At 34.0% G+C, this 20,505-nt stretch carries 18 protein-coding genes and 1 pseudogene; 15 read left to right on the top strand and 4 right to left on the bottom strand.

The window, feature by feature from the left end; translation table 11 throughout:
* The first annotated feature begins 3 nt into the window (after positions 1 to 3).
* From atpD to BKH42_RS06000, 9 genes are all read left to right on the top strand, one after another.
* Positions 4 to 1,404 (top strand): F0F1 ATP synthase subunit beta, encoded by a 1,401-nt coding sequence (gene atpD / locus BKH42_RS05960; RefSeq protein ID WP_095295713.1) that lies wholly within the window; start codon positions 4 to 6, stop codon positions 1,402 to 1,404.
* Positions 1,405 to 1,416: 12 nt separating this feature from the next.
* Entirely contained in the window at positions 1,417 to 1,809 is a 393-nt protein-coding gene (gene atpC / locus BKH42_RS05965; RefSeq protein WP_095295714.1) for an ATP synthase F1 subunit epsilon, read from the top strand.
* Complete coding sequence (locus BKH42_RS05970; RefSeq protein WP_180673999.1) at positions 1,806 to 2,381, top strand: MotA/TolQ/ExbB proton channel family protein; 576 nt, start codon at positions 1,806 to 1,808, stop codon at positions 2,379 to 2,381. Before atpC ends, BKH42_RS05970 begins: the two co-directional genes overlap by 4 nt.
* Entirely contained in the window at positions 2,381 to 2,779 is a 399-nt protein-coding gene (locus BKH42_RS05975) for a biopolymer transporter ExbD (protein ID WP_095295716.1), read from the top strand. Before BKH42_RS05970 ends, BKH42_RS05975 begins: the two co-directional genes overlap by 1 nt.
* Positions 2,779 to 3,498, top strand: coding sequence for a TonB C-terminal domain-containing protein (locus tag BKH42_RS05980; protein WP_095295717.1), 720 nt, complete (start codon positions 2,779 to 2,781; stop codon positions 3,496 to 3,498). Before BKH42_RS05975 ends, BKH42_RS05980 begins: the two co-directional genes overlap by 1 nt.
* The gene (tolB, locus tag BKH42_RS05985) at positions 3,495 to 4,751 is read left to right on the top strand and encodes a Tol-Pal system protein TolB (protein WP_095295718.1); all 1,257 of its coding nucleotides are present in this window, start codon (positions 3,495 to 3,497) and stop codon (positions 4,749 to 4,751) included. Before BKH42_RS05980 ends, tolB begins: the two co-directional genes overlap by 4 nt.
* Positions 4,752 to 4,837: 86 nt before the next feature.
* The gene (pal, locus tag BKH42_RS05990; RefSeq protein WP_095295719.1) at positions 4,838 to 5,356 is read left to right on the top strand and encodes a peptidoglycan-associated lipoprotein Pal; all 519 of its coding nucleotides are present in this window, start codon (positions 4,838 to 4,840) and stop codon (positions 5,354 to 5,356) included.
* Positions 5,357 to 5,375: 19 nt separating this feature from the next.
* Positions 5,376 to 6,401 (top strand): tetratricopeptide repeat protein, encoded by a 1,026-nt coding sequence (locus BKH42_RS05995; protein WP_095295720.1) that lies wholly within the window; start codon positions 5,376 to 5,378, stop codon positions 6,399 to 6,401.
* Positions 6,382 to 6,948, top strand: coding sequence for a peptidylprolyl isomerase (locus BKH42_RS06000; protein ID WP_095295721.1), 567 nt, complete (start codon positions 6,382 to 6,384; stop codon positions 6,946 to 6,948). Before BKH42_RS05995 ends, BKH42_RS06000 begins: the two co-directional genes overlap by 20 nt.
* Positions 6,949 to 7,427: 479 nt before the next feature.
* Here BKH42_RS06000 and BKH42_RS06005 read toward each other — a convergent pair whose 3' ends face one another.
* Both BKH42_RS06005 and recR read right to left on the bottom strand, forming a co-directional pair.
* Positions 7,428 to 8,789 carry an outer membrane family protein gene (locus BKH42_RS06005; RefSeq protein ID WP_095295722.1) on the bottom strand — a complete coding sequence of 454 codons (1,362 nt, stop codon included), beginning with the start codon at positions 8,787 to 8,789 and terminating at the stop codon, positions 7,428 to 7,430.
* A gap of 1,096 nt (positions 8,790 to 9,885) precedes the next feature.
* Entirely contained in the window at positions 9,886 to 10,467 is a 582-nt protein-coding gene (gene recR / locus BKH42_RS06010; protein ID WP_095295723.1) for a recombination mediator RecR, read from the bottom strand.
* Positions 10,468 to 10,608: 141 nt separating this feature from the next.
* Here recR and dnaJ point away from each other — a divergent pair, with 141 nt between their 5' ends.
* On the top strand, positions 10,609 to 11,775 hold the full coding sequence (gene dnaJ / locus BKH42_RS06015; protein WP_095295724.1) for a molecular chaperone DnaJ: 1,167 nt from the start codon (positions 10,609 to 10,611) through the stop codon (positions 11,773 to 11,775).
* Between the two features lie 38 nt (positions 11,776 to 11,813).
* Here dnaJ and dxr read toward each other — a convergent pair whose 3' ends face one another.
* Together dxr and BKH42_RS06025 are read right to left on the bottom strand one after the other, a co-directional pair.
* Positions 11,814 to 12,905 carry a 1-deoxy-D-xylulose-5-phosphate reductoisomerase gene (dxr, locus tag BKH42_RS06020; protein ID WP_095295725.1) on the bottom strand — a complete coding sequence of 364 codons (1,092 nt, stop codon included), beginning with the start codon at positions 12,903 to 12,905 and terminating at the stop codon, positions 11,814 to 11,816.
* Between the two features lie 11 nt (positions 12,906 to 12,916).
* Entirely contained in the window at positions 12,917 to 13,729 is an 813-nt protein-coding gene (locus BKH42_RS06025; protein WP_095295726.1) for a phosphatidate cytidylyltransferase, read from the bottom strand.
* A gap of 102 nt (positions 13,730 to 13,831) precedes the next feature.
* Here BKH42_RS06025 and mnmG point away from each other — a divergent pair, with 102 nt between their 5' ends.
* The 5 genes and pseudogenes from mnmG to BKH42_RS06050 all read left to right on the top strand — a co-directional run.
* Complete coding sequence (gene mnmG, locus BKH42_RS06030; protein ID WP_095295727.1) at positions 13,832 to 15,730, top strand: tRNA uridine-5-carboxymethylaminomethyl(34) synthesis enzyme MnmG; 1,899 nt, start codon at positions 13,832 to 13,834, stop codon at positions 15,728 to 15,730.
* 9 nt (positions 15,731 to 15,739) lie between these two features.
* Entirely contained in the window at positions 15,740 to 16,894 is a 1,155-nt protein-coding gene (gene dapE / locus BKH42_RS06035; RefSeq protein WP_095295728.1) for a succinyl-diaminopimelate desuccinylase, read from the top strand.
* Positions 16,891 to 17,244, top strand: a complete 354-nt coding sequence (locus tag BKH42_RS06040) for a DsrE family protein (protein WP_095295729.1) — start codon at positions 16,891 to 16,893, stop codon at positions 17,242 to 17,244. The genes dapE and BKH42_RS06040 overlap by 4 nt, the downstream gene beginning before the upstream one ends.
* Before the next feature lie 53 nt (positions 17,245 to 17,297).
* Positions 17,298 to 18,266, top strand: a pseudogene (gene selD, locus BKH42_RS06045) (selenide, water dikinase SelD); the annotation flags it as partial.
* A gap of 444 nt (positions 18,267 to 18,710) precedes the next feature.
* Positions 18,711 to 20,505 (top strand): hypothetical protein (locus BKH42_RS06050; RefSeq protein ID WP_180673998.1); only part of this gene is annotated, 1,795 nt, incomplete at its 3' end.

Genomic DNA, 20,505 nt, shown 5'->3' on the forward strand with positions numbered 1-20,505 from the left:
AATATGCAAGGAAAAATTATTCAAGTTATGGGACCGGTGGTAGATGTTGATTTTGAATCATACCTGCCAGCTATTAATGAGGCGTTAGATGTAAAGTATGATTTTGATGGCACTTCAAAATCATTGGTTTTAGAGGTTGCTGCTCATTTGGGCGATAATAGAGTTAGAACTATTGCTATGGATATGACAGAAGGACTTACTAGAGGGCAAGAGGTACTTGCTAGGGGTAAAATGATTGAAGTTCCTGTTGGCAACGAAGTGCTTGGTAGGATTTTTAATGTCATAGGTGAAACTATTGATGGAGGCGAGCCTATAAAAAGTTCGACAACTTGGCCAATTCATAGAAGTGCACCTACTTTTGAAAATCAGAGTACAAAAACTGAAATGTTTGAAACAGGTATCAAGGTAGTTGATTTGTTAGCTCCTTATTCAAAGGGTGGAAAGGTTGGTCTTTTTGGTGGTGCTGGTGTCGGTAAGACTGTTGTTATTATGGAGCTCATTCATAATGTTGCCTATAAACACAGTGGTTATTCTGTATTTGCAGGAGTTGGAGAACGAACTAGGGAGGGCAACGATCTTTATCACGAAATGAAAGAAGGTGGTGTTTTAGATAAGGTTGCTTTGTGTTATGGTCAAATGAATGAGCCACCAGGTGCAAGAAATAGAATAGCTTTTACAGGTTTGACTATGGCGGAATATTTTAGAGATGAAAAAGGTCTTGATGTGCTGATGTTCATTGATAATATTTTTAGATATGCCCAATCGGGTGCCGAGATGTCTGCATTGCTAGGAAGAATACCTTCTGCAGTTGGATATCAACCTACTTTGGCAAGTGAAATGGGTAAACTTCAAGAAAGAATTGCTTCTACAAAAAAAGGATCAATTACTTCAGTGCAGGCTGTCTATGTTCCTGCTGATGACTTGACAGATCCAGCTCCCGCATCGGTTTTTTCGCATCTTGATGCTACTACCGTTTTAAATAGAAAGATTGCAGAAAAAGGTATTTATCCAGCAGTTGATCCGCTTGATTCTACTTCTAGAATCCTAGATCCTCAGATCGTAGGTGATGAGCATTACAGAATCGCTACGGGTATCCAACAGATTTTACAAAAATACAAAGATCTCCAAGATATTATTGCAATATTAGGCATGGATGAACTTTCTGAAGAAGATAAAAAAACAGTAGAAAGAGCTAGAAAAATAGAGAAATTCCTTTCCCAACCATTTTTTGTTGCTGAAGTCTTTACTGGAAGTCCAGGTAAATATGTCACTCTTGAGGAGACTTTGGAAGGTTTTAAAGGAATATTAGAAGGCAAGTATGATCATATTCCTGAAAATGCATTTTATATGGTAGGAAATATACAAGAGGCTGTAGAAAAAGCAGAGAAAATGAAAAGTGCATAAAAGGACATAGTCATGGAAGAGTTGTTGGTTAATATTATTACCCCTTATGGAGAGATTTTTTCAGGCAATGTAAGCAGTATTACTTTGCCTGGCTCTGAAGGAGAATTTGGTGTTCTTGCAGGACATAGTGAAATGCTCTCTTTGCTAAAAACAGGTGTGATTGAGATTGAGAGAATTGATAAATCGAGAGATTTGGTAGCTATTAACTGGGGATATGCTGAAGTAAAATCGACCAAAGTAGATATTCTAGCAGATGGTGCTGTTGCAATTGGTGGTAAAAATGAAGATGAAATTTCCAATGCAATCTCTAGTGCTAAAAAACTCTTAGAAGATGCAACCTCAGATAGAATAGCCATATCAAGTGTTGTGTCTAGGATAGAGAACTCCGCTAAAGGTAAGATATAATGACAACTATTCAGGGATTTTTTTATGAAAGTGGTGCAATAACGATATTTGTAATATCTTGGTTATCTCTGTATTTTATTTTAACATTATGGATATTTATTTACAAGTTTTTTTCGATAGGAGTATCAATTCAAAGAGAGAAAAAGTCTCTTGACAGAATCATAAAAAATGAGCAAAAACTTCCAAATTATCCTATTTTTGATGTTCTTGCAACAAATGGAAATACTCCAAGGGAAATGCTTCAAATTTGGAAAAATCAGGTTTTAAAATATAGCACTACGGGTCTAGTTGTCCTTAGTATAGTGTCTTCCACTGCACCTTTTATTGGTCTTTTTGGAACAGTTATTGAAATACTAAACGCTTTCGGTCGCCTTGGTACTGGAGGTCAGGTATCATTTGATGTTATAGCTCCTGTCATTTCAAAGGCCTTAATAGCAACTGCTGCAGGTATATTGACGGCAATTCCCGCATATTCATTCTTCCTTTTATTAAAAAGAAAGACTTATGATTTATCTGTATATATTCAGATGCAAATTGATGTTATTCTTTCAAAAAATATTGAGAATAAATAATGGAAAATGATTTTGATTGGAACGAAAAACCTGAGTTAAACATCACTCCCCTAGTTGATATTATGCTGGTTTTATTGGCTATATTGATGGTTACAACGCCAACTATCAATTATCAAGAGCAAATAACGCTTCCCAAAGGATCTAAAACTACCAAGGCAGATCAGGAGAGATCTCTTGAAATCAGAATGGATGCAAAAAAGAAAATATATGTAAAAAATACTACCTATGATTATAATTCTTTTCCTGATAGTCTTAATCTTTTAGCAAAACAATATGATAAAAACACTAGCGTTTATATTCGTGCAGACAAAAACTTAAGGTATGACAATATCGTTTATTTGCTGAAAAGTATAAAAGAAGCAGGGTTTTTGAAAGTTTCTTTGGTTACTAGCGATTGATGAATTCAAAAAAATTATTAATTTTATCTGGTATTTTTTCTATCGTTGTTTATTCTATTGTCCTTTTTTCCTTGATTTTTGGAATTGATTTTTCTAGTCCAAAGCGTTATGTATCTAAATCTGATACCGTCATTGAACAGTCCATAGCTATTGATGCAATTATGTCTTCACCTACCAAGGAAGATTTTTCAGAACAAGGGGGTAACCCTATGGAAGGTACAGGTATAAGAGATATTTTTTCTTCGATTCATTCTCAAATCAAGCCCAGCGATAAAATTCCTGATAATCGTGATGAGATTGCAAAAAATATAGAATTGAATAAAAAAAGAAAAAAAGTTCTAGAAGAAATGCAAGGGAGTTTGCAAAATATTAATTCCAAACTTCAAACTATCAAAAATAAGACCATTGATATAAAATCCGAAACTCCAAAACCTGATACCTCTGATGGACTCTATGATGAGTGGTTTGCACAAGTTTATAAGATTTTATATTCAAATTGGAAGGCAAACTTCTATCAGAATGCTTCTGTAAGTGTACTCTTTAGTATTACTGATAATGGAGATTTTAGTTATAAAATATTAAGATATTCTCGTTATGATGACTATAATAAAAGCGTTCAAATACTTTTAGATTCATTGCAAGGAAAAAAATTTCCCCCTTATCCAAAAGGAAAATCCATCAGCATAGAGGTAAATTTTAAAACAGAAGGAAATAAATGAAAATATTGAAAGCTATATTATTAGTCTGTGTATTCTATACGAATTTGTTTGCTATCGATGCTACATTAGATATTGTTAAGACAATTCAAACACCAAATATTGAAGTAACTTATTTGGATTCAAAAAATTCCGAAGTAGCAAAAAAGATTTATAAAATTTTAATGAATGATCTAAAAGTTAGTGGTCATTTTGAGGTATTTGATGGAGACAAAAATAGTGGTAGTGTAAATTTTCCTATTTATAAGACAAAAAAAATCGACCTTTTAGCACGTGTAGAAGTTCAAAACAGCGACAATGGTTTTAGGGCAAATTTGTATTTATACGATATTAATGCATCTAACATTAAAATAAATAAAACATATAATATAACCGATAAAAATTTGTATCCATTTGCTTCACACAAAATGGCTATAGATATAAATGATTACATTGGTGCTCCTTCAATTGCTTGGATGAATCGGTTTGTTGTCCTTTCAAAATATACTCAACCTGGCGAAACTGATATTTTAGTCTCTGATTACACCTTGACTTATCAAAAAATCGTTGTTCGTGGAGGACTTAATATTTTTCCAAAATGGGCCAATATAGACCAAACAGAGATTTTTTTTACTAAGTATCTAAAAAAACCTACTATTGTCAAATATAACATTTATACAGGAATCACTCAAAAGATTATTCAGAGTGATGGAATGGCAATTGTTTCTGATGTCAGCAAAGATGGCAATAAATTATTACTTTCATTAGCACCTGAAACGCAATCAAATATTTATCTTTATGATTTGACCAATAAGTTAAATACCCAACTTACTAAATATCCAGGTATAGATGTTTCTGGGAATTTTATCAATAATGATACGGCGATGATTTTTGTTTCAGATAGAGCGGGATATCCTAATATTTTTGCAAAAAAACTTGATATTAATGCACCTGTAGAACAGGTTGTTTATCACGGCAGAAACAATAGTTCGGCTTCAGCAAATGGTGATTATGTTGTTTATACTAGCAGAGAGAGTGCAAATGAATTTGGATTGAACACTTTTAATTTATATTTGATTTCAACAAAGAGCGATTATATAAGACGGCTTACCGCTAATGGAACAAATCAAATGCCTAGATTTTCAAATGATGGAGGGAGTGTCATGTTTTTAAAACATACTCAAAATCAAAGTGCTTTGGGAATCATTCGATTAGATTATAATCGTAGTTTCTTATTTCCTTTAAATAATATTAAAATTCAGGCATTTGACTGGTAGATTTAAAAGGCTAAAATTGACTTGAATAAAAAATTAATTTTTTTAGGTATAATCAATATTACAATATAAATTTGAGGAGCTTTTTTATGAATAAGATTCTAGGTATCGGATTTGTTTCCATCGCTTTATTGATTAGTGCTTGTGGCCAAAAAGATGTCAGTGTTGCAAATTCCGGCCTTTCAGAACAAGAAAACATTGAGACTGCAGTTGCTGAAGCACCACAGCCACAAGAAGAAGTAGCACAACCCAAAACAGAAGAAGAAATTCCTAGCGGAACAGTCGTGGGTAGTGTTTATTTTGATTTTGATAAGTATAATATAAAGCCCGATATGCAAGAGGTTGTAGATCAGTCTGCTCAAAAGATAAAAGATGCCAATATGAATGTGTTGATTGAAGGAAATACTGATGAGTTTGGAAGCGATGAATATAATTATGCACTCGGCACAAAAAGGGCATTAACTGTTAAAAATGCTTTAGTTGTAAAAGGTATTGCAAAGGATAAGATTAAAACAGTAAGTTATGGAGAAAGTAAGCCTATTTGTGAAGAAAAAACAAAAGCTTGCTACCAAAAGAATAGACGAGCTGATGTCAAGTTAGTCAAGTAATATAAAATAGTGATCATATATGAGGCAAACTATAAAATTTTCCCCTCATAATGTTGGTTTTTATTTTTTGATTGGGGTAATGATTTGCCCCTTTTTGGTTTCGTTTTTATTGGCCGAGCCATCAGCATTTGAAATGCAAAGTGGTGCTACAAAAAAAGAGTTAAGATCGCTTAAAACTAGTAGTAAAAACCTTGAAACTATTATCGCGGAGCTTCAAAATAAAGTTATATCGCTTGATCAGTCTCAAGATGGCATAAAGAGCTTGTTTGAAGGTCAAACCTTGAAGATAAAAAATCTTTTAGACAGCTCCCTCGCCCAAGAGAACTCTATTAAATCTTTAAGTTCTGTTCAGGATACTCATTCAACCACACTTAAGCAACAATCTGATCTTTTGACTGTCTTGAAGGATCGTATAGACAAAAACCAGAAGGCTATTTCAGATTTGAATAAAAAAATTGATGATGTTGCAGAGCTTGTTGAAAGAATTAATTCCAACCTAATTACCCAGTTTGAGCTTATCAAAAAAAATTTGGAGATTCCTTTAACTGACACACCAACTCTAGATGAATCTAAAGCTAAAATCTCTAGTCCAAAACAACAAGCTCATTCTAAGGAATCAAAGACATCCACTACGGATACATTTACAAAAGACAGCTCTAAACAGAAAGAAATTTTTACTCAGGCTGAAAGTTTGTATAAAAAAGGGAAGCTTAAAGAAGCAAAACAACGTTTTGAATGGTTAATGGAGATGAAATATAGACCAGCAAACACTTTGTATTTATTGGGAGAAATTGCCTATAAAGAGAAAAACTACCAGGAGGCTGTAAGTTTTTATAAAAAAAGTGCATTAGAGAACGATAAGGCGAATTATATGCCTATTTTGTTATGGCACACTGCTTGGGCATTTAGATACTTAAAAGATTTCCAAAATTATCAAAAATTTTTGGATTCTTTGATATACTTATACCCCAATAGTGAGCAAGGCCAAAAGGCTAAAGACATTAGAAAACCAACAAAGGATAAAAATGAATATAGAAACAAATAAAGTTGTAGCGATTGAATATGAAGTAATGGATTTTGAAACCAAAGAAATAGTTGATTCAAATATAGGTGGAAAGCCTTTGGAATTTTTGGTTGGTGCTGGTCAGGTCATCACGGGTCTTGAAAAGGCTATCATCGGTGCGGAAATTGGTAAAAAATTAGAGATACAAATCAAACCTGAAGAGGCATACGGGATCTATCAGAATGATTTTTTGCAGGAAGTTCCAAGGGAGCAATTTGAAGGAATTGATTTGCAAAAAGGTATGACTCTTTTTGGACAGGGCGAGAATGGTCAGACTGTTCAGGTTGTGGTTAAAGATTTCAGTGATAAAATGGTGATGATAGATTATAACCATCCTTTAGCTGGGAAAACTTTGCTTTTTAACATAACCGTTTTAGATTCTAGAGAACCTACAGAACAAGAGATTATCAGCGGTAGCGTAGGGGGAGGATGTGGTTGCGAATCAGGAGAGAAGCATGATCATCACCATCATCACGGAGAGGGTGGCTGCTGCGGTGGCGGAGGTGGAGGATGTGGTTGCTCACACTAAAGTTTATTTTTGCTTGAGAGAATCTCTCTAGCAAAAATTTTTACGATTGATCTACCAAATCGCCATTTTTTAAATAAATTTTTATAAATTCAAATCATTCTTTAGGGCTCCTTAACTTCATAATAAGCTTATTCTGACTTTATCTTCTTATTCTATAAGTAAAGAGTCCTTAATTGCCTAATAAGTTATATCATAAATGATTTAGGATAAATACAAAGAAAGCATTTTGGGTGATTTGATCTATGAAAATTTCTAAGCCTTGTTGCAAGAGATTATTAAAATGGGTCTTTCTTTATTCTATAGTTTGGATGTTTTTCTCATCGTTCTTTGAACCAATAACATATTCTAGTTGTATGAAAGTCTTTGATATTTATAGTGTTTGATAATCATATTGGAATATAACACAAAAGATCCTTAGAAGATTTTGTGTTATATGAAGTTTGATACTAGAAGATAAGTAGTAAGCAAACCTAATGATACTAAAAATTATAACTGATATAGGTTGAGGCATAACTTCTATCTTGCGAAATAGTTTTTCCAAGCATAGTTATTTTGTTGCCTATACCAAGCGTGTATCCTGCAAAGGTTGTATTGTTGTAGTATTCCACCTTTATTCCTGCAGTGATATTCCAAGGAAATTTATAATCCACATTCACAGCTAAAGCTTGTTCATTTGATCTTGGAGAGTGAGTGATTCTACCTATAATCCCCCAACTCAAGTTAGTATAAGTTCCTCCACCAAATAAAAATCCAGAAATCGCATCTCTGCGGAACATGTTATTCCAGGCAGCATTATCATAAACGCTGTTATCATAATTATCAAATCCTGTAGGATCTCCATAAGGGGTCAAAAACTCATTAGGATTGCCGAAATTTACATATAATATGCCTCCTACATTGTAATTATCAATATCAAAACGTTGTTTTATCATCAGACTCTCACCACCTTTTCCCACAGGAATTTTGTCTGTATTGATCCGAGCATCATATGCATAATTATTGTAGGCTGTATTTTTTGAGAGTGCAGGTCCTACTATTTGCATATATAAAAATAAAATTTCTGTTTTCGATCGAAAACCTTCAGATTTAAATTCAGGGTTACTATCATAACCTAGATGGAAACCTGGTGCGATAAATCTAGAATCTTGAGCATATACATATCCTTGAGCGATAAAATTTTCACGCTTAAAATCCGCCCCTATAGCATATACATCAAATCCTTTTCCATTATCAACAGGAATATTTTGATTCATATATTTAAAATCTTTAAGCCATTTTCCACCCACACTCGCCCTTTTATGAGCAAGAATTCCCCAAAGTCTAGTATATGGAAGCACGTAGCTATCTAAAGAAGCTCCTTGTATGTATCCACTGAGCCAATCTCCAGGAATTGAAAAACGACCGATTTTGGCATCAATATACTTGTCGTATTTATAGCCAACATATAGATTTTGAAGAACATAATTTCTAGCAGTTCTTGGATTCGCAGGAGATCGATAATCTCTGCCAGGCCAAAAACCAAAATAGTTGTATGCTAATCCCTCTGGATTATAAACAATATTTCCATCACCTTGAAATTTTGTATTATCAAAAATTAGCCCACCAACAGTTCCCATTATACCTGCATAAAATCCAGCCCCAATGTCAAGTTTTAATCCTAAAGAAGCAGTAAGAACAGAAAACGAATCCGTAGGATATTTACCTGCAATAGTATCGATTTTATCATTGTTGAAGCCGAACTTCGACCAGTTTTGAACCTGTCCATTTACCTTATAGTCAAACCCATAAATACTTGAAGTAAGTATCGAAAATACTATAATACTCTGTATTGGCTTTTTCATAAACGCTCTCCTCTATAGTTTGAAATTGTGCCATGCTTAATTTTAAACATACAAAGCATTAAAACTAGTTTAAGTTTAAGGGATATTTTTAGCTAAAAAGATATTATTTTATAATTTGTAACATTTTAATTAAAGAATCTAAAGAAGTATTTTATAGAGCACTAGATTTTCTATGAAAATAAAATATTTCAAAAATTAGAATTTATAGTTAATATCATTTATCAAATCACTGATTCTATGAGTTATTACGCTAGAGTTGATGTTGTTTTCCAGATCACCAAAGAATCCTGCACTAGAATTGTAACCCGATTTGACTATGTAGCCAAACCATTACAATTTGAGTCTTGCTTGAATGTTGTGAGTGAATTGATAATCTAGATAAAGTGCTAAACTCTGTTCATTTGTTTTGGGAACGGTTGTGATTCTGTATAGCAAACTTCAATTAAAACTCCATAATTACCCTCGCCTTGAAAAAATATATGTGCACATCTGTAGCGGTTATGTTATTAATATTAGCATTTCTGATTTTATAGATACTATCTATCCATTTTCAACGCCAATAAGATTTTCGTATGTCTAAATATTTTGATTTGTATTGCCAATGTTGATATAAATATCTACTCTTAACATTGGTAATTATCAATATGAAATCTTCGTTTTTAAGAATGGTTCTTTTTCTAGATCCTTGAAAACCTACCCATTTTCGATCATCTAGATGGGGATTTAAGTATTGTATGTAGCTAGTGTATATCTTTCATCTTGTGTATTGCATCCTGGCACATATGCATCCCATAAAATGTCATTTGTGATTTAAAGCTAGATTCTAAAAGTCAGGATTGCTATGATATACAGTTTTCGATTCTAGAGCTATATAAGTTTGAGGAGAAAAACATACATAAGAATCTATGTCAAGATCTAAGCATTTTAATTAATAAAAATCATACAACCATTATCTATCACCAATTCCTCTTCACCAAGAAGTAAAACTATAAAATCTAAACTCTCTTAGTTTGAAATAAACCTGTGCTCCCTTAGTGTATTGATAGAACCAATTCAGATCTGATTCATACCTACCAACCCTAATATCTGTCAATTATTATAATTTAACTCTGCTGCTAAAAGCTCTTGAAAGTGATAACTGATCAATATTCTCAAGTCCAATTCCAGTAGGTACGCCCTGGGCAATTTTAGTAAAATTCAGATCCATATCATCTAATTTATCTTCAACATAAAGCATGATTGCCTCATTAGCAAGAGTAGGGGAAAAGGCAAAAATAATTTCCGTGATAGTGGATTTTTGGATATATTTTTTTAGAGTTTCAAAATCCAAACTTTCCAACTCTTCTATCACCCAATATTGGCCTTTAAAATCTCCAACCTCTTCAATGGTAAAAATATCCTTAGGATGCAAAACCATACAAAGCTGTCCATTGATACGTTCTTCATCCATACAGATTTCGCAGATTTCATCCTCGCTAAGTCCTCCGCATATAGTGCATTTACGAATATTATCAATCGCATTTTCAAGTAAATGGGCGATTTTTAGCCCCAAGTATTTATCGCTTACGCTTAAATTGTAGGCCATTTTTTGAGCAGATTTTTTGCCTATACTCGGAGTTTGTTCAAAAGCTTCTATCAGGGAAAAAAAATGATTCAGGCTGTTTTTATAGTTTTTCATAGCTCAAATAATATCTCAAGCTATTTTAACAACGAATAAAATTTTATTCGTTGCGGGTTATCATTTTTATAACCTGATTTTATTATCAGCTTTTTTAAGCTAAAATGCGGGATTAATTTTGAGTTTTGGGAGAATATAAATTTGGAAAGTTTTGATTATTATGAGATTTTAGAGGTTAGTCAAACTAGCGATAAAGAAACAATCAAAAAAGCTTATAGGAAAATGGCACTCAAATATCATCCAGATAGAAATCCAGATGATAAAGAAGCTGAAGAGATGTTCAAAAAAATAAACGAAGCTTACGAGGTTTTGAGCGATGAATCAAAACGACAAATTTACGATAAATACGGTAAAAAAGGACTTGAAAATAATGGATTTAGTGGTTTTAGTGGAAAAGACTTTGGAGATATATTTGGGGATCTAGGTTCTATTTTCGAGTCTGCTTTTGGATCAGGATTTGGTTTTGGAAGCCCTAGAAAGCAAGAATCTAAAGTTAAATTTATGCCTGATTATCTCTATAAGCTAGATTTGACTTTTAGAGAAGCTATCTTTGGTTGCAAAAAAAATATCAAAACAAAATACAAGGCTTTTTGCAAGGATTGCGATGGCACAGGTGCAAAAGATGGAAAACTTCAAACTTGTTCGCATTGCCAAGGTAAGGGGCAAACGTTTATGCGTCAAGGGTTTATGACTTTTGCTCAAACTTGTTCAAAATGTAATGGGGAGGGGCACATAGCAAAAGATAAGTGTACTTCTTGTCATGCTGAGGGATTTGTTTTTGTTGAAGAAGAATTTGAAATCAATGTTCCAGAAGGAGTGGATGATGAAAATAGAATTCGCATCATCGGCAAGGGAAATCAACAAAAGAATGGTTCAAGAGGAGATTTGTATATCCTTACTTATGTGGAATCTGATGATTATTTTGTGCGTGATGGAATTGATGTGTATATTGAAGTTCCTGTATTTTTTACTTCCATTCCATTAGGAACAAGCGTAAAGATACCTTCTTTAAAAGGAGAGCTTGAGCTTCGTATTCCTCAAAATTCTGAAGATGGATCTAGGTTTGTCTTCAAGGGTGAAGGGATTAAAGAAGTCAATAAAAATAATTATGGGAATCTCATAGCAATCATAAAAATCATGTATCCCAAGTCTATTACAGAGGAGCAAAGAGAGCTTTTATTAGAGCTTCATAATAGTTTTGGTTATGAAAGCGAACCTCATAAAAATCTTTTTGAAGAGTGTTTTGATAGAATCAAGGGTTGGCTCAAGCCAGAAACTAAAACAAAAGGCAAAGCTAGAAAAAAATAATCACTGTATATTTACTTAAAATGAGGCTATATGAGGCCTCAAATCAAACTTCTAGCAAAATCCCTCACTTCTTTATCTAGTTCAAATATGTCACTTTTGTTTTTGATTCCATTAGCTTCAGTAGTGAATCTTCGAATACTTTTTAGCACTATAGAGCTAATATTGCCAAAATTAATTTTATGATCCAAAAAATATTCCACAGCAATTTCATTACTTGCATTTAAAACAATCCCTAGCTTAGGATTTTCTATTAGAGATTCCTTTAATTCCCATAGAGGATACCTTTCAATATCAATAACCTCAAAATTTAAAGGCGAAATCTCCAAAAGATTGATACTATTTATGATAGGGGTTTTTTCTGCTTGAATAATATCCAATGCGTATGCAATGGGTAATTTCATATCTGGATGAGCAAAATGTGCTACCAAACTCCCATCTTGAAATTCAATCAATGCATGTATATTAGAGCTTCTTTCAATATAGCCTTCTATTTGATTGTATCCAAAAAGCCATTTTGCTTCTAAAACTTCAAATAATTTATTCACCATACTTGCAGAATCAATAGTGATTTTTTTCCCCATGTTCCAATTTGGGTGTTTGAGTGCGTCAATAGGTTTTTTAGAAGGAATCTCTTTTGAAGGGGTGTCCCTAAAAGCTCCTCCACTTGCAGTGATAATAAGTTTTTTTATAGGTCTGCCATTACTTAGATACCACAATCCAAAATGTTCGCTATCAATAGGAATGATTTTTTTTGTGTCAATAAGCCAACCAGCCACAACAAGAGATTCTTTATTGGCCAATGCAAGTTTTTTGTTATATTTCAAACTCGTAAGAGTGGGATCAAGTCCTCCAAATCCTACAATGGCATTTAAAACCAAAGAGGAAGAAGATTCAGCAATCATTTCACAGATACCTTCATTCCCAACATAAACCTTTGCATTTTGAGCATTTAATTTAGCAATGTCTTCTTTGTGGGTTATCGCAACTTTTTTTGGTCGATGAGCATTGATTTGCGAGTTTAATAAATCAATGTTTCTCCCAGCACTTAAAGACTCTATTTGGATATGAAATTTTTGAGCCATTTCTAGGGCATTAACCCCAATACTTCCTGTACTTCCTAAAAGTATCACTCAGAACTTCCTCAGATAAATATTACTGAAGGTTCTTTCCATATTGTTAAAAAATATAGTAAGAAATGCATCGTAATCGCTCCAAACAAAATTGCATCCAAGCGATCCAAAACGCCTCCATGTCCTGGTAAAAGTTTGCCACTATCTTTTAGATTTGCATTTCTTTTAAGGTAGCTTTCATACAAATCACCCAAAATAGCACTCAGAGAAATAGCAAAACTAACAAATATTCCGATAATAAAATTCGTACCTACCCCTATTCCAAAAAAACTACCCACAGCAACTGCAATAGCCAACCCAATAACCGCACCTTCTAAAGTCTTGTTTGGAGAAGTGGGAGTAAAAGGCGTTCGTCCAAATGCTTTGCCTCCAAAATATGCTCCAATATCAGTAAGTGCTACAACCACAATCAACCAAATAATAGCTACCCTTCCAAAATCTTTATAAACCGAAAATAACACTAAAAAAGGAATGCTTGGGTAAATAAAAGGGAGGATTTGTTTAGGATTAAAAGATTTTTTATACCCTAAATATCCGGCCATAAGCATTGCTATAAATATGCTTGATTCTAAAGGTCTGCCATTGAGCCCTGCAAAAATCCAGACAATAACGGCCAACACATACATCACTGAATGTGATTTGCAATCAAAAAGTTTGATAGACTCACTAAAGCCAACCAAATAAGCGATTCCTAATATAAACCAAACCAAAATAATTTCATTGACATAAAGAATCAACGCTAAAGCAGCTATTATGAGAACCCCAGTAATATAACGTTGTTTTTCTTTACTAAAGCTGTTTGAAAAAAATTCTTTAAGATTCATTTTTGCCTCATCTTCAATATTGTTGAGAAATTATAATCTAAAACTCATTAAAGCTTGTTATAATCACAAAAAATTAAATTTAATAAGGGTAATAAAAAAGTTATGAAATATGATGTGATTGTCATTGGTGGAGGACACGCGGGAATTGAAGCGAGTCTTATTAGTGCGAAAATGGGGGCAAAAACGCATCTTTTGACAATCTTAATAGAGAATATAGGTTTGGCAAGTTGTAATCCTGCTATAGGGGGACTTGGTAAGGGTCATTTGACTAAAGAAGTTGATGCCTTGGGAGGAGCTATAGGGATCATCACCGATCATTGTGGCATACAATATCGCACTTTGAACGCCTCCAAAGGACCAGCTGTTAGAGGCACTAGAGCACAGATTGATATGGATAAATACAGAATCTTTGCTAGAAATCTTGTATTGAATACTCCTAATTTGAGTGTTTCTCAAGAAATTGCAGAAGATTTGATTATCCAAAATAAAAGCGTCGTCGGGGTAAAAACAAATATTGGAAAAACTTATTATGCTAGTAAGGTTATCATCACAACGGGTACTTTTCTTAGGGGATTGGTTCATATAGGGGAAAATAAAAGTCAAAACGGTAGATTTGGTGAAAGTGCGTCCATCAATCTATCAAAGAGTTTAGAATCTTTAGGTTTTGATATGGGCAGACTCAAGACAGGAACTTGTCCAAGAATAGATGGAAAAACCATTGATTTTCAAAGACTTGAAATTCATAACGGAGATTTTCCTGCACCAAGCTTTAGCTACACAACTAGCTCTGATACTTTTAATCCTACTCAACTGCCTTGTTATGTTACTTACACAAATGAAAAAACACATCAACTCATCAGGGATAATTTTCATAGGGCACCTTTATTTACTGGTCAAATAGAAGGTGTGGGACCTAGGTATTGCCCCAGCATTGAGGACAAAGTCAATCGTTTTGCAGATAGAGAACGGCATCAGTTGTTTTTGGAACCTCAAACGATTGATGCCACCGAATATTATGTGAATGGATTGAGCACTTCTTTGCCTTTTGATATTCAAGAAGAAATGATTGCTTCTATAGAGGGGCTTGAGAATGCCAAAATCACTCGCTATGGTTATGCGATTGAATATGATTATGTACAGCCCACAGAGCTTTTTCACACACTTGAAACTAAAAAAATCAAAAATCTTTATCTTGCTGGTCAAATTAATGGCACTACAGGATATGAAGAAGCCGCAGCACAGGGCATTATGGCAGGAATCAATGCAGTTTTAAGCTTAAAAAAGGAAGATAATAGATTTGCTAATTGCTTTGGCGATATGCAAAACCTTGTTTTGCGAAGAGATGAAGCATATATTGGAGTGATGATAGACGATCTAGTGACAAAAGGCACAAAAGAACCTTATAGAGTTTTTACATCTCGTGCGGAGTATCGGCTTTTACTTCGTGAAGATAACGCAATTTTTAGATTGATACCATATGCGCATATTCTAAAAACCATACACGAACAAGAATACCAAAAAATAACTAAAGATCATAACGATATTCTAAAAGCAATGGAGTTTTTAGAAAACTCTATCCTCACTCCCTCAAAAGAAAATTTGGCTTTGCTTAAAGAGCTTGATGAAGATCCAATAGGAAATAAATGCTCTGCAATGCTTGTGATAGGTAGGGATAGCTTTGATAATCAGAAATTAAGAAAATTCAATCCTGATTTTAAAGATTTCAGTGATTTGGCTTTAGATCAAATTCGTATAGAGTGCAAATATCACAGCTATATTAAAAAGCAATATGAAAGCATTTCCAAGATGAATGAAATGCTTCAGGTTGAAATTCCAGAAGATTTTGTATTTGATGGAATTCCAGGCCTCAGTCTTGAAGTTGTAGAAAAACTCAATAAATTTCGCCCCAAAACCCTATTTAACGCGTCTCGAATCAGTGGCATAACTCCTGCAAGTCTTGATGTGTTGCATCTATATATTCACCTCAGAAAATCTTGTTAGGAAAATCAAATGCAATCAGATGTATGTGAATTTTTAACTCAGTTGATAAGATATCCTACTATCACGCCAAATGAATGCGGTATTTACGATTTTATTCAATCACACTTAGCTGATTTTGAAGCCTTAAGAATAAATAAAGGAGATGTAAAAAATCTATTTTTATTTAAACATTTCGCACAAGGGGAGGGGAGGGCATTGCATATTTGTTTTGCTGGACATATCGATGTCGTTCCACCTGGAGATGGATGGGAGAGCAACCCATTTGAACCAACCTTTAAAGAAAACCATATCTATGGCAGGGGTGCTCAGGATATGAAAAGTGGCGTGAGTGCGTTTGTGTGTGCCATAAGGGACTTTAGTAAAACTTATGAAAAAAGCAAGTCAAAACAACCTTTGATTATTTCTGTATTACTCACAAGCGATGAAGAGGGCGAAGGTATTTATGGAAGCAAAATTGTTTTAGAAGAGTTGAAAAACTGTGATTTACTCCCTGATCTAGCTATCGTAGCTGAACCAACTTGTACTGCCAAGATAGGGGATACTATCAAGATTGGAAGACGGGGATCTATAAATGGTATCATAACCATAAAAGGGATTCAAGGACACGTAGCTTATCCTGAAAAATGTTCCAATCCAGTTGAATTATTGGGTGCAAAATTAGGATCACTTGCAGGAGTGCAGCTAGATAACGGAGATGAGTATTTCTCTCCTAGCAAACTCGTTATAACCGATATTAGAGGAGGAATACAAGCAGTTAATGTAACCCCTGCAAATCTTACAATCATGTTTAACATCAGGAATTCAACTCATACAAATGTTAGCGATGTGCAAACCTATATTAAAAAAATCTTAGAAGGCCTAGAATATGATTTAGAACTAAGGCAAAGTTCTATTCCTTTTATTGCTCAAAAAGATTCAAAGATTTCAGAAGTTTTATCCACTGTTATTGCAGGAGTTTGCTCTATTGTACCATCTTTTAGCACTACTGGTGGAACAAGTGATGCTCGTTATTTTAGCGGTTTTGGGATAGATGTAGTAGAATTTGGGGTATTAAATGATAGAATTCATTCAGCTAACGAACGTGTAAATACAGAAGATTTGAAGACTTTATACGAAGTATTTTTAAAAACAATCCATCATCTCAATCAAGGAGCAAATCAATGAAAAACAAAACCGTACTTTTTAAGTCAGATAAAATAGGTGAGGGTGATTTGGGGAATATTGTCTCAAATGGTTTTATAGCAGCTATCACGAAGATGCCTAAAGAAATTTTACCAAAAAGGATTGTCTTTCTCAATCGTGGCGTATTGCTAAGTACCGAAAACACACTTATAAAAAACACCGATATTATAACTTCTTTGAAAACTTTAGAGAATCTTGGTGTGGAGATTCTTTCTTGCGAAACTTGCTTGGTTCATTTTGGCTTGAAAGATAAAATTCTTGTCGGAAAAATTAGTAATGCCATTGATGTGATGAATGACTTACTGAGCAATGAAGGAACAATTTCATTATGAATAATAAAAGACTCACAAAATTTGTCCATTGTGCAGGTTGAGCTGCTAAAGTAGGTCTGGAAGATCTCAAACAAATCACAGCTAATCTCAAGCAACCTGATTACAAAAATCTTTTAGTTGATTTCAAAGACAATGATGACTGCGGTATTTTTCTTTTAGATGAGAATACCCTTTTGGTTCAAAGTGTGGATTTTATCACACCCGTAGTGGATGATCCATATATATATGGACGCATCGCTGCAGCAAATTCTCTCAGTGATATATTTGCCAAAGGAGCTAAAGCTATCAGTGCCATGAGTGTTTTAATGTGGGATAAAGAGCATCTAGATATTGAAGATGTGAATGCAATTTTGCAAGGTTCTTTAGATGCACTCATAGAATCTGAATGTGCGCTATTAGGAGGGCATAGCGTTAATGATACCGAACAAAAATACGGTTTATCTGTGAGTGGCATCATCAAAGATAAAATTTTTTGGCGTAACAACACTGCTAAAGTAGGTGATGTGATTATTTTGACCAAGCCCATTGGGAGTGGGATACTTACAACAGCATTTAAAAATGATGAGTTGCTATTTGATATAAATCTTGATGTGGTGCATTCTATGTCTGCCTTGAATCTAAAATCCTCACTTTGTGCAAAAAAATATCCTATCAGTGCATGTACGGATGTCACAGGATATGGTCTTATAGGACATTTATATGAGATGATTAACGCTGATATTTCTATTTGTTTATATTATGATGAAATTCCATTTTTTGAAAATGCTTTGGCACTTGCTAATAAAGGAGTCATTCCAGGAGGAAGCTATCAAAATAAAAAAGCCTTAGAATGCAAGGTAAAAAATACAACTAACTATAATGATATTATCTGTTATGATGCACAAACCTCAGGAGGTCTTCTTCTAGCTATCAATGAAAAAGATGCTCAAAAACTTCTTTTCGAACTTCAAAGTGAAGGAATAAGTGCAAATATCATTGCACAAGTTAGTGCAAAAAGCGAGTATGATATTTATTTGAAATAATCTTTGATTTTGTTCTGTTATTATGATTGGCCATATTGACGACAATATAGATTTTTTATCTGATAGGGTTTAACATTGCAAAGCAAAATTGATTAGCCCTCTTTTGATTTAATGAAATTCAACAACAAATACCATATGACTCATTCCAAGTAAATGAAAGTAAATGAAAAAAACAGAGATTTCATTTACTTTTGAGTGAAATCAGAGGGGATTTGGAGTAAAATTGAGTTAAATTCAGCGAGATTTCTGGTGATGAATATAATTATTTCACTTTATTCAACTATCTCTTTCTTAATACATCATTTTGTCTTCTTGAATCTCAAAATTCCCATTTTAAAGATGTTTATAAGACTGAAAAATTCATTTAACATTTTTCATTTGGAATGTAGTATAATCTCGCCGAATTTTATGTATTGACAACAACTCAAATGACAAAGGCTTCCTATGACAACAATGAATTTTTTACGTACCATACTGCACATCAGTGCCAAAAATACTGATGTAAGCGATAATTATTCTCTTGGAGAGGAGGGATCTAATCTTTTAAAAGCTCCCTCTTCAAAGTTTTATCATACTGAAGGGTTTGACAGTGCCAATAGATCTAAGAGCGAACGTTCTAGATTTTCTAGAGATTTCCCTTATCATTTTCAGAATAATAGTGCTGCTAGAGGACTTGATCGCTTTTCAACGCTTAGTTCTACTCAAACTGTTCTTGGTGGTGCTAAGGCCACAGAAGAGGTTCAAGGTGATGATGTTTCAATATTTAATAGCAATGCATTTGCACTCTCCATAGGTTCTGAATCTTCAGATATTTATCATTCTCAGATAATTCGCAATATCAAGGAGTTTGGACGTGATTTCTCCTTTGATGCTCAAGCTCATTTTAATGATAGGGGGGTTGAGGGTGATGGTTTTGAAAGATTTGATAATTCACCATCATCTCATCATCTTCAAACATCCAAATCTAAAAAAGCATTTTTTCCTTTATTTTCATTGGTTCTTTCTGCACTTTTGCTTCCCTTTAGTGCAGATATCGTACAGGCCATTGAACCCACACCCATTGATCCAGTTCTTTTATCCAAAGATCACGGAAACCTCAATAGACCTGAAGTTTATAGTTCAGGAGATGCCAGATGTCTTTTAAGTGGAGATGAAGTTTGTGGTAGAGTCACTCAGAGTTTTGCGAAAATATTTGAGATCACTAAGGATCCAAGCAAATCTGATTTATATCATTTGAAATTTAATTATACTGATGACACAAGAAATCCTGATGGAACCGCTACACTTTATTTCAATAATGCAGCTGTGAGTTCTCAAGGTGAAGGAATTCAAGCAGGAAATGGACAGAATATTGATGCGTATTTTAGAAATTCTGCCTATAAGGGAGATTTTAGTTTTTACTACGGTGGTTATGCCATCCCTACTTACTATACCTTTGATGGGAACTACAATGGGAATTCAGATCCTTCTCTTAAGGGTAAAGCCTTTGTAGGGAATATGAACATTGGTTCAAATGCTCCTGTTTTTACCTTTAAAAATGGTGCGGTGGCAGAGATTGGATATTTTAAAAATAAAGTGGGGAATCCAACTTGGTATTCTTATGGTCTTAATGTCAGAAGTGGTGCGAAGGTTCATATCAAAGACTTCAATGTCTCTGTGGCTACTGGCGTGGTGAATGTAGATGATCATGGGTATTTAAAGATCGACTCTTTTGGATACAATGGGGCTAATTTTATTGCTAGGGTTACCAATGGCTCCACACTTGAATTCACTAAATTTCAAGAAAATGTTGATCTTCATGATCCCTATTTGTATTGGGGAGATCCTAATGCTGATGTTAAGAAAGAAATCTATGTGGATAACTCTACGTTAAAAGGGGATTTTACTTTAACCAAGCCTGCTGAGACTTCAGGAAAACCTTATAATGCCGGTAACATGAACTTCCAAATCAAATTCTTCAATAACGCTAAATTTGAAGGCAGATTGATCAACAACGCAGATTCTAAACTCAACACCACTGTAGGTGTTAGCATCTCTAATAGTACCTTGCCTAGCATTGATTATAGCGAAACCGCAGCAACAGGTAACACCGCTCCTACCTTTAGTATTACAAATAATTCTGATGTTGGCTTTAAAAATGTTTTTAAAAATGCAGCTAACTTCAATGTAACAGATTCTAAATTAAGAGATATTAAAAACACTGTGGGTGGAGAGATGCATTTTAATACCAAAAATGCAA

The organism is Helicobacter sp. 13S00482-2, assembly GCF_002272795.1.
Taxonomy (GTDB): Bacteria; Campylobacterota; Campylobacteria; order Campylobacterales; family Helicobacteraceae; genus Helicobacter_J.